The organism is Amycolatopsis sp. NPDC058278 (assembly GCF_042881395.1).
Taxonomy (GTDB): Bacteria; Actinomycetota; Actinomycetes; order Mycobacteriales; family Pseudonocardiaceae; genus Amycolatopsis.
Genome location: NZ_JBHVXZ010000201.1, coordinates 1 through 11,654, shown reverse-complemented (window position 1 = coordinate 11,654; position 11,654 = coordinate 1). Strand labels below are relative to the sequence as shown.

General features: G+C 73.6%; 14 protein-coding genes. 10 read left to right on the top strand and 4 right to left on the bottom strand.

The annotated features are described in order from the left end of the window. The 5 genes from ACFVYA_RS47750 to ACFVYA_RS47730 form a co-directional block, all read left to right on the top strand. The coding region (locus ACFVYA_RS47750) for an alpha/beta fold hydrolase (protein ID WP_387055005.1) at positions 1 to 240 on the top strand (240 nt) is incomplete at its 5' end. After that, positions 224 to 1,066 (top strand): SDR family NAD(P)-dependent oxidoreductase, encoded by an 843-nt coding sequence (locus ACFVYA_RS47745; RefSeq protein WP_387055003.1) that lies wholly within the window; start codon positions 224 to 226, stop codon positions 1,064 to 1,066. The genes ACFVYA_RS47750 and ACFVYA_RS47745, both read left to right, overlap by 17 nt. A gap of 1 nt (position 1,067) precedes the next feature. Next, on the top strand, positions 1,068 to 2,546 hold the full coding sequence (locus ACFVYA_RS47740; protein ID WP_387055001.1) for a flavin-containing monooxygenase: 1,479 nt from the start codon (positions 1,068 to 1,070) through the stop codon (positions 2,544 to 2,546). A gap of 33 nt (positions 2,547 to 2,579) precedes the next feature. Beyond that, the gene (locus ACFVYA_RS47735; protein ID WP_387054999.1) at positions 2,580 to 3,446 is read left to right on the top strand and encodes an NAD(+)/NADH kinase; all 867 of its coding nucleotides are present in this window, start codon (positions 2,580 to 2,582) and stop codon (positions 3,444 to 3,446) included. 110 nt (positions 3,447 to 3,556) lie between these two features. After that, the gene (locus ACFVYA_RS47730) at positions 3,557 to 4,258 is read left to right on the top strand and encodes a DUF998 domain-containing protein (protein ID WP_285991543.1); all 702 of its coding nucleotides are present in this window, start codon (positions 3,557 to 3,559) and stop codon (positions 4,256 to 4,258) included. 191 nt (positions 4,259 to 4,449) lie between these two features. Here ACFVYA_RS47730 and ACFVYA_RS47725 read toward each other — a convergent pair whose 3' ends face one another. Continuing rightward, entirely contained in the window at positions 4,450 to 4,815 is a 366-nt protein-coding gene (locus ACFVYA_RS47725) for a DNA polymerase ligase N-terminal domain-containing protein (RefSeq protein WP_387054997.1), read from the bottom strand. Positions 4,816 to 4,894: 79 nt separating this feature from the next. Between ACFVYA_RS47725 and ACFVYA_RS47720 the strand changes: the two genes are divergently transcribed. The 3 genes from ACFVYA_RS47720 (at position 4,895) to ACFVYA_RS47710 (ending at position 7,123) form a co-directional block, all read left to right on the top strand. Beyond that, positions 4,895 to 5,884: a YdcF family protein gene (locus ACFVYA_RS47720; protein ID WP_387054995.1), complete on the top strand. Its 990-nt coding sequence runs from the start codon at positions 4,895 to 4,897 to the stop codon at positions 5,882 to 5,884. Between the two features lie 76 nt (positions 5,885 to 5,960). Further along, positions 5,961 to 6,794 carry a hypothetical protein gene (locus tag ACFVYA_RS47715; protein ID WP_387054992.1) on the top strand — a complete coding sequence of 278 codons (834 nt, stop codon included), beginning with the start codon at positions 5,961 to 5,963 and terminating at the stop codon, positions 6,792 to 6,794. Beyond that, positions 6,791 to 7,123, top strand: a complete 333-nt coding sequence (locus tag ACFVYA_RS47710) for a transcriptional regulator (protein WP_387054989.1) — start codon at positions 6,791 to 6,793, stop codon at positions 7,121 to 7,123. Before ACFVYA_RS47715 ends, ACFVYA_RS47710 begins: the two co-directional genes overlap by 4 nt. Positions 7,124 to 7,167: 44 nt before the next feature. Here the strand turns inward: ACFVYA_RS47710 and ACFVYA_RS47705 are convergent, their stop codons facing one another. From ACFVYA_RS47705 to ACFVYA_RS47695, 3 genes are all read right to left on the bottom strand, one after another. Continuing rightward, positions 7,168 to 8,382 carry a glycosyltransferase gene (locus ACFVYA_RS47705; RefSeq protein ID WP_387054986.1) on the bottom strand — a complete coding sequence of 405 codons (1,215 nt, stop codon included), beginning with the start codon at positions 8,380 to 8,382 and terminating at the stop codon, positions 7,168 to 7,170. 133 nt (positions 8,383 to 8,515) lie between these two features. Then, positions 8,516 to 9,346: an SDR family NAD(P)-dependent oxidoreductase gene (locus tag ACFVYA_RS47700; protein WP_387054984.1), complete on the bottom strand. Its 831-nt coding sequence runs from the start codon at positions 9,344 to 9,346 to the stop codon at positions 8,516 to 8,518. Continuing rightward, entirely contained in the window at positions 9,343 to 10,347 is a 1,005-nt protein-coding gene (locus ACFVYA_RS47695) for an alpha/beta hydrolase (protein WP_387054982.1), read from the bottom strand. Before ACFVYA_RS47695 ends, ACFVYA_RS47700 begins: the two co-directional genes overlap by 4 nt. A gap of 386 nt (positions 10,348 to 10,733) precedes the next feature. Here ACFVYA_RS47695 and ACFVYA_RS47690 point away from each other — a divergent pair, with 386 nt between their 5' ends. Beyond that, positions 10,734 to 11,414, top strand: coding sequence for a hypothetical protein (locus tag ACFVYA_RS47690; RefSeq protein ID WP_387054980.1), 681 nt, complete (start codon positions 10,734 to 10,736; stop codon positions 11,412 to 11,414). 18 nt (positions 11,415 to 11,432) lie between these two features. Continuing rightward, on the top strand, positions 11,433 to 11,654 hold a 222-nt coding region (locus ACFVYA_RS47685), incomplete at its 3' end, for an AMP-binding protein (protein ID WP_387054978.1).

Genomic DNA, 11,654 nt, shown 5'->3' with positions numbered 1-11,654 from the left:
ATGAAGTCCGGCAACCGGACGCCGCTGCTGCGGAAGATCACCGCGCCGACGCTGGTGATCCACGGCGACCGCGACCGGATGGTCCACCCCACCGGCGGCGCGGCCACCGCGCGGGCCATCCGCGGCGCCCGGCTCGAAACCGTCCGCGGGATGGGCCACGACCTGCCCGAAGGCGCGTGGCCCGCGATCCTCGACCTCATCGACGAGCACGCGAGGAGCAGCGATGTCCCGGCCTCGTAGTGTCGCGGGCCGCCCGGTGGTCATCACCGGCGCGGCGTCCGGCATCGGCCGCGCGCTGGCCACCCGGCTGTCCAGGCTCGGCTCGCCGGTCGCCCTCGCCGACGTCGACGAAGACGGCCTCAAAGCCACCGCCGCTGCGCTGTCCGGCCAGGTGCTGACCCGCGTCCTCGACGTCCGCGACGCCGAAGACCAGCTGAAGTTCGCCGCCGAGGTCCGCGAGTGGCTCCCGTCGCCCTTGGCCGCGGTGTTCAACAACGCCGGTGTCGCGGTGACCTCGTCCGTGCTCGACGCGGTGCCCGAGGACGACGACTGGCTGCACGACATCAACTTCCGCGGGGTCGTGCACGGCACCCGGGCGTTCCTGCCGATCCTCGTCGAGCAGGGCGAAGGCGCGATCGTGAACACCTCCAGCGTCTACGGCCTGCTCGGGGTGCCGTACCAGAGCGCGTACTGCGCGGCGAAGTTCGCCGTGCGCGGCTTCACCGAGTCGCTGCGGCAGGAACTGCGCGGCACCGACGTCCGCGCGGTGACCGTGCACCCGGGCGGCATCACGACGAACATCGCGCGCAACGCCCGCGTGCGCCGCGACCCCGAGGGGCGCGGCCGTACCCACGAGCAGATGGCCGCCCAGTTCGAGGCGGTGGCGATGACGTCGCCGGACAAGGCGGCGGCGATCATCCACGCCGGCGTCGACCGCGGGAAGGCCCGCATCCTGGTCGGCCCGGACGCCTACCTGTTCGACGCGCTCGCCCGCATCACCCCCACCCACTACAACGCCGTGCTGACGCGCGTGATGCAGCGCGCCCGGCGGACGGAGACCGTGTGAGATGACCGAACACCTCGACGTGCTGATCGTCGGCGCCGGGCTGTCCGGCGTCGGCGCGGCCCACCACCTGCGCACGGCGTTCCCGCGCAAGAGCTACGTGATCCTCGAAGCCCGCGACGCGATCGGCGGCACGTGGGACCTCTTCCGCTACCCCGGCGTCCGGTCCGATTCGGACATGCAGACCCTCGGCTACCGGTTCCGGCCGTGGACCGACGCGAAGGCCATCGCGGATGGACCGTCCATCCTGAAGTACGTCCGCGACACCGCGGCCGACGCGGGGATCGACCGCCACATCCGGTTCGGGCACCGGGTGGTCCGGGCCGCTTGGTCCACAGAGGACGCACTGTGGACGGTCGAGGCCGAGCACGACGGGAAGCCGGTGGAGTTCACCGCGAAGTTCCTGTACCTGTGCAGCGGCTACTACGACTACGCGGCCGGGCACACGCCGGAGTTCCCCGGGCTGGAAAACTTCGGCGGCACCGTCGTCCACCCGCAGCACTGGCCCGAGGACCTGGACTACACCGGCAAGAAGGTCGTCGTCATCGGCAGCGGCGCCACCGCGGTCACGCTCGTCCCGGCGATGACCGACCGCGCCGCGCACGTGACGATGCTGCAGCGCTCCCCCACCTACATCCTGTCGCTGCCGTCGGAGGACGCGCTGGCCAACCGGCTGCGCGGGCTGCTCGGCGCGCGGCTGGCGTACCCGATCGCGCGCTGGAAGAACGTCGCGGTGAGCACGCTGATCTACCAGCTCAGCCGGCGTCGCCCCGGCGTGGTCAAGGCGCTGATCCGCAAGGCGACGGCGAAGCAGCTGCCACCCGGGTTCGCCGTCGACACCCACTTCAAGCCGCGGTACCAGCCCTGGGACCAGCGGCTGTGCCTGGTCCCGGACGGCGACCTGTTCCGGTCGATCCGCCGCGGCGACGCCTCGATCGTCACCGACCGGATCGCGGAGTTCACCGAGCGGGGCATCCGGCTCGAATCGGGCGACGAGCTCGAGGCGGACGTCGTCGTCACCGCGACCGGGCTGCGGCTGCTCGCCTTCGGCGGCATCGGGCTGTCGGTGGACGGCGCGCCGGTGAAGCTGCCGGAAACCATGGCCTACAAGGGCATGATGCTCAGCGGCGTGCCGAACTTCGCCTTCACGATCGGCTACACGAACGCGTCGTGGACGCTCAAGGCCGACCTGGTCGGCGAGTACGTCGTCCGGCTGCTGCGCCACCTCGACCGGCACGGCTACGACCAGTGCGTGCCGGTCAACGACGACCCGGCGGTCACCGAGCGGCCGCTGCTGGACTTCGACGCCGGGTACGTGCTGCGGTCCATCGACGAGTTCCCGAAGGCGGGTTCCCGGGCGCCGTGGCAGCTGGGCATGAGCTACGCGCACGACGTCGTCAAGCTCCGGCACGGCCGGATCGACGACGGTGCGCTGCGCTTCTCGCGGCGACCGGCGGCAGGAGGGGGCAGACTGAGCGCATGACGCTCGGTACCTCGCCCGCCCAGGGCCGCTGACATGCACTCCGCAGGCCTCGTGCTGCACCCCCGCCGCGACTCCGCGGCCGCCGTCGAAGCCGTCCTCGGCTGGGCCGGGAACCGGGGCATCGAAATCCTCGGCATCGCCGACGAGATCGTCCGGCTGAACTGCGCCGCGATCGGGGTGACGCCCGAGGAGCTCGGCCGCCGCTCCGACCTGGTGGTCAGCCTGGGCGGCGACGGCACGATGCTGCGGGCCATGCGGCTGGCCGACGGGCAGCGCGCGCCGGTGCTCGGGGTGAACCTCGGCAAGCTCGGCTTCCTCGCCGAGGTCGACGTCCCCGACCTGCCCGGTGCGCTCTCGGCCATCGACGACCACGAGTTCACGGTGGAACCACGGCTGGCCGTGGACGCGGTGCTGAACGGGCGGAAGATCACGGCGTTCAACGACATCGCAGTGGTGCGGGTGCCCGGCGACGGCAGCGCGGTGGTCGCCGTCCGCGTCGGCGGCCAGCCCTTCGTGAGCTACTCGGCCGACGCGGTGATCGTGGCGACCCCGACCGGCTCGACGGCGTACAGCTTCTCGGCGGGCGGACCGATCACCAGCCCGGCGGTGGAAGCGCTGCTGGTGACGCCGGCGGCACCGCATTCGGCGTACAGCCGGGGCGTGGTGCTCTCGGTGCACGACGAGGTGAGCCTGGAGCTGCTGCCGACCAGCGGCCGGCTGGCGGTGGAGGTCGACGGCCAGGTCCAGGGGTACGTCTCCCCCGGCGAACGGCTCGACCTGCGTGGCCGGCCGAGCGCGGCGCGGGTGGTCCGGCTCGGGATGACGACGTTCTACCAGCGGGCGCGGCGCAAGCTGCGGCTCACGGATTCGGCCGAGATCCCGCAGGACGGCGACCACTGACGGTGTCCTGCGTCACAGCGCGGACGCGTCGGCAATGGTCACGGAAAGGTCACGGGTAGCGTGCGCGCCTGCGCCTGAACCAGCCGAACCGTCCCGGAGTGTTTCCCTGCATGCTGTGTCCCGCACCCGTTCGTCCCCGCCTGCGCGCCCGCCTGCTCGTGCCCGGGGCCCTCGCCGCCTTCGCCGGCGCCGTCGTCCTGCTCGCCGTGCTGCACGTCGACCGCCGGCTCGCGCCCCTCGACCCGGTCAGCACGATGCTCAGCGACTACGCGCTGAGCGCGGGCCGCTGGATGTGGGACGGCGCGCTCCTGCTCACCAGCACGGGATCGGCGTTGCTGCTGGTCGCGCTCTACCGCCGTGGCCTGCTGGCCAACCCGGCGCTGGTGGCGGCGAAGGCGCTGTGGTGCGTGAGCCTCCTGGCGGTCGCGGTGTTCGCGAAGGACCCGCAGGGCGGAGCGGTCACCGCGACGGGCAAGATCCACCTGTACGCCTCGGCGGTGACGTGCCTGAGCCTGCCGGTCGTCGGCTGGGCGCTGGGACGGCGGCACCGCGACGACCCGCGCTGGCGGCGTTTCGCGACGTGGTCGCGGCGGCTGGCCCTGGCGGCGATCCCGTTCTACCTGCCGTTCATCGTCCCGTTCGCGGTGAACGTCATCCTCGGCGGCCACCTGCCCACCGTGGCGACCGGCCTGGTCGAGCGGCTGATGATGGTCCTGGAGATCGCCCTGCTCGGCGTCCTCGGTCACTGGGCGCACCGGGCGATGCCGGCCGGCGTCCGGTTCCGGCCGCGCGCTCAGGTCTCGCCCGGCTGAGGCGAGCCCGCCGGAATCCGGAACTCGCGTGATCCGGGCCGTATCCCGCGTGACTGGGGCCGTAACTCGCGTGATTGGGGCCGTAACTCGCGAGTTCCGGCTTCAATCACGCGAGTTCCGCCTTCAATCACGTGAGTTCCGGCTTCGATCACGGGAGTTCCGGTTCTGATCACGCGGGTTCCGAGCCGGGACTACCCCGCCTCGGCGGCCGGCTGATCGCGGGTGCGGTGCAGGAGCCAGTCGCGGGCGGTGCGGATCAGCGCGTACCGCACCGCGCCCGCCCGGCCGTGCAGGGTGAAGAGGATGCGCTTGGCCGTCCGGTCGTGCTCCTCCCACCAGCCCGTGTCGGCGATCTTCTTCGTCTCGTCCTCGTAGGCGAGGTGGTCGAGAGCGTGGTCGGGCACGGCGACGGCGAGCCGGTCGGCGCCCGGATCCGGCGGGAGGCCGCGCGGGACCGCCCATGAGCGCAGCACGCCGTCCTCCTCCAGCCGCAGGTCGAAGTGGTGCCGTGGGCGGAAGTGCTCGTGCAGCACGAACGCCGGTCGCCGATCGCTCACGGCGTTCACCATGCCAGATCACCCGTCCGGGCAAGCCCGGCTAGGTTGGGACCCCGCAGGGGAATCCAGGGAGGCCGGGGTGAACGTCGCCGGTGTGGTGCTGCCGGGCGCCGCCGGGGTGGCCCTCGTCGTGTTCGCCGTCCGGCTGGCACGCGAACCGCGACGGCTGGGCAACGCCGTGTGGCTCGGTGTCGCGCTGCTGCTGGCCGCGTTGGGGCTGCTGCGCGCGGCGCTGCACCTGGAGTGGCTGACGCCGGTGCTGCTCGGGCTGCTGAGCGTCGTGGCGGTGCTCGTCGCCCTGATGCTGCCGGCCGCGTTGATCGCCAACGGCGTGCGGATGTGGCGGCGGGAAGGCCGCAGCGGCGGGAACCTGCTGTCGCTGGGCCTCGGGGCCGGGCTGGTCACGCTGGAGGCGCTGGCCTTCGCGCCGCTCGGCCGGTGGGGTTCGGTGCTGGTGGCCGTCGCCGCCGTGCTGGCCGGGTACTTCGGGTTCCTGTTCCTGTCGCTGCTGGTCTATTCCGTCGTGTACAGCCGCATCGGCCGCCGCGGCGGGTTCGACGCGATCATCGTGCTCGGCTGCGGTCTCGACGGCGAGCGCGTGCCGCCGCTGCTCGCCGGACGCCTCGAGCGCGCGATCCTGCTCCACGACCGGGAGCCGGTGCCGCCGCTGCTGGTCGTTTCGGGTGGGCGGGGCCCCGGCGAAACGGTCTCCGAGGCCGAAGCGATGCACGACTACCTGCGGGACCGCGGGATCCCGGCCGACCGCATCCGGCGCGAGGACGAGGCCCGCACGACCGAGGAAAACCTCCGGTTCTCGGCGGGGCTGCTCCCCGACGGCGCGCGCCGGGTGGTCGTGGTGACCAGCAGCTACCACGTGTTCCGGGCGGCGGTGGAGTGCCGCCGGCTCGGCCTGCCGTTCCACGCGACGGGCGCGCCGACGGCCCGGTACTTCCTGCCGAGCGCGCTGCTGCGCGAGTTCGCGGCGCTGATCCTGCACTACCGCCGGACGACGATCGCGGCGTGCGCGGTGATCGCCGGCGCGGGCCTCCTGCTGGCGCTCTTCGCCTGAGCCACCGCACTCCCGTGGTAGGTTCACGCGCAGATCGAGTTTGCCAAATAGACCAGTTACGCATCCAGGGGGTTAGATGAGCGACCTCGCACCGGCCGAACTGCTCGACGAGATGACGCGGCTGCGGGCGCGGACCAGGGCGGACCGCCACGCGTACGTCCCGCCGCTGTTCCTGTTCGGCGCGCTCGTGCTCCTTTCGCCGCTGTGGGCCTACGGCGCCCCGCCCCGGTTCAGCGTCGCGGGCGTGTGGTTCGGCGAGCCCCTGCAGCTGTACTGGCTGTTCGCGGTCGTCGGCGGGTTCCTGGCCACCGCGGCCTGGTACCTCCACCGCGGCAGCCGCACCGGCGTGCGGACGCCCATCCGCGGCTACCTCGCCATCGGCTTCGTCGGCGTCCTCGCCCTTTCGCTGGGTATGGCGGCCGTCGCATCGTTCTACCCCCGGACCGCCATCCTCCCGTACACCCGGCCGTCGTTCACGATCCCGGCGGTCGCCGTCGTCCTGCTCGCGCTCGGCGCCGTCTGGTGGCTCCGGTCCCGGCTCGGCAGCGGGATCGCGCGAGGAGCCGCCACCGCCGTCGCGATGGTTTTCGGCCTTCTCGCCTTGGCCGTGCTCGACCTGGAGTTCGCGCCGGTGCGGCCCAACGCGCCACTGCTCACGATCGCGCTGGGCCTGATCGGGCTGGCGTGGCTGGAGCGCAGCGAGCTGCTCGGCGTGATCAGCGGCGTCTTCGCGGCCGCCGCGCTCCTGGCCAACCTCTACAACATGCAGAACGTCTTCTTCCACCTCGGCGTCTTCGAGCGCTACGAAGGCCCCGAGACGATGACGTTCACGAACACCCTGCTGCCGGGCCTGGTGCTGCTGGCGGGCGGCGCGGTGGCGGCGTGGCACGAGCGGCGGGCGCGCGCATGAGCGAGCACCCCGCGGCGGGCCTGGACGAGACCGTGCACCAGCGGCACCGGCTCGGCATCCTCACCATCGCCGCCGAGGCCGGGAAGGTCGACTTCGGGTACCTGCGCCGGACCCTCGACATGACGGCCGGGAACCTGTCCCGGCACGTCACGATCCTCGAAGAGGCCGGGCTGATCGACGTCGAAAAAGGGTACGAGGGCAAGCGCCCGCGCACGTGGATCACCATCAGCCCGGCGGGCCGGCGAGCACTGGCCGCGGAAGTGGCAGCCCTGCGAGCGCTGGTTTCGGCGGTCGAGCGCGCGGTGCCGGCCCGGCCGCTGACCACCTAGCCGGGCTGCCCGCGGCGAGGTTGCGGGCCCGGCGCTCGGTGCCCCTAACCCGCACGCAGGATCGAGCAGGCGCGGGCCACGCCGTCCTCGGCCCGCAGGCGGGCGCCGACGTACTGCGCTCCCCGGTGGAACAGCGGGTTCTCCGTCAGTTCCCGCAGCCGCGCGGTCAGTGATCCGACGTCGAGTTCCTTGAGGGGCAACGGTTTCGGGCCGGCGCTCAGCCGCGACACCCGGTCACCCCAGTAGGGCTGGTCGGAGAAGACCGGGCAGACCAGCGCCGGCACCCCGGCCCGCAGCCCGGCGGCGGTGGTCCCGGCGCCGCCGTGGTGGACGACGGCGGCGGTGCGGGGGAACAGCCAGTCGTGCGGGACGTCCCCGGCGATCAGCAGGTCGTCCGCGCCGGCCCCGGTGGTGAGGACGCCGCGCAGCCCGGCGCGGCGCAACGCCGTGGTGACGATGTCGGACGTCCGCTCGGCGTCGGCGGGCCGCATGCTGCCGAAGCCGGCGTACACCGGCGGCGGTCCCGCGGCGAGGAAGTCGCGCAGCCGCGGGTCCGGGCGCGGGTTGGCGGTGTCGAGGAACCAGTAGCCGGTGACGTGCACGCGGGCGGGCCAGTCGGGCGGCCGCGGCACGACGGCGTCGGAGAACCCGCACAGCACTGGCGAACGCCGCCGCGGTCCCCTGGCCCCCGCCTTCGGCAGGCCGAGCGTCTCGACGCGCCAGCGGTCGACTTCGGGCCGCAGGACCTGCCAGGCGAAAGCGTCGACGGCGGTGAAGCTGAGGTGCCGTCCCCACGGACCGAGCCGGCCGGCCCGTGGCAGGAGGGGGTGGGCGAAGGCGCGCGTCGGGACGCTGGGCTGGTAGTGCAATTCGACGTCGGGAACGCCCAAGTGGGCACCCAGGTGCGTGCCGAGGAAGCCGAGTGAGGGTGCGAGCACGAGGTCGGCCCCGGCGGCGCCGGCGTGGACGTCGGCGAGAAGCCGGTCGAGTACGGGCCGCAGGACGGCCCGCAGCCCGGAGAGGAAGGTCCGGCGGCTTCCGGTGGTCCACGCCCGCCCGGCGGCCGAGCCCAGGATGGCGGCGGGGTCGGCCGAGAGGGGCGCGAAGCCGAGGCCGTGGGCTTCGGCGAGCGCCCGGAAGCCGGGCGCGGCGAGCAGGCGGACGCGATCGCCATCGGCGGCCAGGCCGCGGCCGAGCGCCACGCACGGCTGGACGTCGCCACGCGAGCCCGGCGCGACGATCACGACCAGGCGGCTCATCGCTTCCCTCCGGCACGGGGGCCGTGGGGCGGACCCGGCCGGCCGTGCACCGCACCGCACCGCCTCATCGTTTCGCCGCCGTCACAGGGGCCGTGCGGCGGATTCGACCGGCTGTTCACCGCACCGCACCACCTCATCGCTTCGCCGCCGTCAAGTGGTACCGCACCCGGAACGGCAGATTCGCCAGCACCGCCGCCAGCCGGGCGTCCGGGCCCACCAGATAGCGCGGGGCCGGCCGGCGGGCCGTCAGCGCCCGGACGACCGTCTCCGCCGCCCGGCGCGGGGGCACCCCGGTCCGGGCCGAGCGGGCCGCGCTGCGTTCCGCCGCCGCCAGCTGCTCGCCGTACCTCTCCAGGGCCGCCGCCGGCAACCGCTCGCGGACCTCCTCCGCCGCCGCGCGGGCTCGGGGCCAGATCGGCGTGGCCACCGCGCCCGGCTCGACCAGGACCACCCGGATCCCCTCCGGGGCCAGCTCCGCGCGCAGGCTGTCGGTCAAGCCGACCAGGGCGAACTTCGACGTGTGGTACGGCCCGACCATCGGGCCCGCGATCCGGCCGCCGATCGAGCCGATCGTCACCACGCGCGGCGATTCCGCGCGCCGCAACGCCGGCAGCATCGCGCGCGTCACCGCCAGCTGACCCGTGACGTTCACCTCCAGCTGCTCCCGGAACGCCGCCAGCGGCACGTGCTCGAGCGGCCCCGGCCGCGCCACACCGGCGTTGTTCACCAGGCCCCGCAACGGTCCCGCCGCCGCGACGCGCGCTCCGCACCGGGCGACCGATTCCGCGTCGCGCAGGTCCATCCGCAGCACCGTGACCGCGTCGCCGTACGCGCGCTCGAGGTCCGCTTCGTCCGCGTCGGTGCGTACGCTCGCCCACACGTGCGCGCCGCGGCGGACCAGCTCCGCCACGCAGGCGCGGCCGATCCCGCCCGCCGCCCCGGTGACCACGTAGGACGTTTTCACGACGCCAGCACCTCCAGCATCCGCGGCCACGTCTTGTACAGCTGCTCCTGCCAGTACGCCCACTGGTGCGTGCCCGGACCGTAGAGGTCCGCCGTCACCGGGACGCCGAGGTCGCGCAGCCGGCCGGCCATCGCCGTCGTCTGGGCACCGCAGAGGAACTCCAGCAGCATCGCGCCGGGCAGGACGTCGATCGGGAGCTTGGCGTCGAGCGGGCCCGGCAGCCCGTTGCCCGCCGAGAGGTACAGCTCGGTGCCGCGCAGGCGCTCCGCGTTCACCAGCGGGTCGTGCGCTTCCCAGCGCGCGGCTTCGCGGCGGCGGTCGCCCCACAGGGCCTCGGGGTCGAGGTGGGCGGACGTGACGATCGCGTTCGTCAGCGGCTCGCCGCCGGGACCGGCAGGGTTGACGTTGCCGCTGAAGGAGGCCGCGTAGCGGAAGACTCCCGGCCGTCGCGCGGCGAGCTCGAGCGCGCCGTACCCACCGAGGGACAGCCCGGCGGCCGCGCGCCGGCCGTTGCCGCGGTAGCCACGGTCGATCAGCTGCGGCAGTTCGACGGCGGTGAAGGTCTCCCACTGGTTGAGCGCGAGGTCCTTGCCGTAGTTCCACCAGTCGCTGAAGAAGCCCGCGGGTCCCGCGCCGGGCATGACCACCAGGACGCCGGCGTCGTCGGCGAGCCGCCGGACGTCGGTGTTCGCGCTCCAGCCGCGGTAGTCCTGCAGCCGGGTCTCGCCGGCCAGCAGGTAGACCGCCGCCCAGCGCCGGCCCGGCTCGGCCGCCCAGTTCCGCGGCAGGATCAGCCGGACCATCGCGTATGCCCCCACACCGGTCGAGCGCACGGTCAGGTCGAGCACCCGCGCGTCACCGTCCACAGTGGTCTGGGCGACGACGTGCGAGCCGTCGTCGGCCCACGTGTCCGGGCCACCGGCCGCGGCCGAGGCAGGTGTGCCGGGGAGCGCGCACACCGCCGTCGCCAGTGCCGTGAACCACCTCACCAAAGGGCCCATGCGTTTCCTTTCCCGACACTCGAAGGTGCGGCCAAGCTAAAGGAACGACGGCCGGGAAAGCAATTGTCCTGTCCACGATGTGAACGGACAATGTGAATGCCAGGAAAACAAACTCCCCCGCAAGGGTGAGGCAGCGGTCGCGCAGGGTGACCACTCTCGGACGGCCGTGCCACAACCGGCGGCCGAACTCGCCAGTAACCTGCAATCCGGCAGGTCACCCGCTGTGCATGCCCATGTTTACGCCGTCTTGAGGTGCTTCCGGTAACCGATTTCCCAGCGTAGCCTTCGCCGTGCCGCCGGATCGGACGTCACTCGAGGCGTCTCCGGCGAAGGGTTCCAGCGCAGGGGCCGCACCTCCCCCGAGAATGCTCCCGGAAGGGTTCTTCATGGCTGCCCGAATTCGCTTTCCCCCGCCCCGCTTCGCGGTCCTCCTGATCGCCGCGGCCGCCATGGCCACCATTTCGCCCGCAAAACCGGCCACGGCGATCCCGCTTTCCGAGCCACCGGCAGGACCGCCCGCCGCGCCCCCGGCCGCGCTGCTGCCCGCCGAGGCGATCCCCGGCCGGCCCGCCGCGCGCGACGTCTTCGACGTCGCCACCGCATTGTCCACTTCGGACCGAACCGACGACGGCGAATGCGCCGACGTCGTCCACGGCCGGCTGCTGCGCCCCGGCGCGGGCACCGGCCAGGGCTTCCAGACGGCGGTACCCGGCGGGCAGCTGTCCGAACTCGTCGCCCGCACCCCGCACCCGCCCAGCCTCGGCGCCTGGGCCGCGCAGGCGCGCCGCTGCGCCCGCGTCACCACCGACGACCAGGACCTCCCCACGGTCTCCACCACGACCGTCGTGACCCCGCCCACCGTTCCCGGCGCGCAAACCCTGTCCTACCAGCAGGTGCTGACCCTGCCTGGGCAGCCGGCCGGGCTGCCCGGGCTGCGCCTGCGCACCGTCGCCATCGCCGCCGACGGCGTGCTCGTCCTGCTCCGCGACGCCGGAGCGACCGACCTCGACCTCGACACCCTGGCCGTCGCCGCGTGGCAGCACGCGGCCCCGCGGCTGGGCCGCTAGCACCCGCAAGGAGAACCCATGTCCCAGGAGAACTTCCCGGCGGTGGGCGGCGACACCCTGACCGCGTGCCTGCGCCACTGGGCGGCGACCACGCCCGACGCCCCCGCCCTGACCTTCGCCGACTTCGCCGGCGACCCCGCGGGGCGGCGGCGCACGCTGACCTGGCGGCAGCTGGCCGAGCGCGTCGACGCCGCCGCGGGCGCGCTGCCGGTGTCGCCGGGCGACCGGGTGGCCGTGCTC

Coding starts and splice junctions, on each gene's coding strand:
- ACFVYA_RS47740 (WP_387055001.1), top strand. CDS start 1,068: ATGACCGAACACCTCGACGTGCTGATCGTCGGCGCCGGGCTGTCCGGC.
- ACFVYA_RS47695 (WP_387054982.1), bottom strand. CDS start 10,347: ATGGGCCCTTTGGTGAGGTGGTTCACGGCACTGGCGACGGCGGTGTGC.
- ACFVYA_RS47715 (WP_387054992.1), top strand. CDS start 5,961: ATGAGCGACCTCGCACCGGCCGAACTGCTCGACGAGATGACGCGGCTG.
- ACFVYA_RS47745 (WP_387055003.1), top strand. CDS start 224: ATGTCCCGGCCTCGTAGTGTCGCGGGCCGCCCGGTGGTCATCACCGGC.
- ACFVYA_RS47690 (WP_387054980.1), top strand. CDS start 10,734: ATGGCTGCCCGAATTCGCTTTCCCCCGCCCCGCTTCGCGGTCCTCCTG.
- ACFVYA_RS47705 (WP_387054986.1), bottom strand. CDS start 8,382: ATGAGCCGCCTGGTCGTGATCGTCGCGCCGGGCTCGCGTGGCGACGTC.
- ACFVYA_RS47735 (WP_387054999.1), top strand. CDS start 2,580: ATGCACTCCGCAGGCCTCGTGCTGCACCCCCGCCGCGACTCCGCGGCC.
- ACFVYA_RS47710 (WP_387054989.1), top strand. CDS start 6,791: ATGAGCGAGCACCCCGCGGCGGGCCTGGACGAGACCGTGCACCAGCGG.
- ACFVYA_RS47730 (WP_285991543.1), top strand. CDS start 3,557: ATGCTGTGTCCCGCACCCGTTCGTCCCCGCCTGCGCGCCCGCCTGCTC.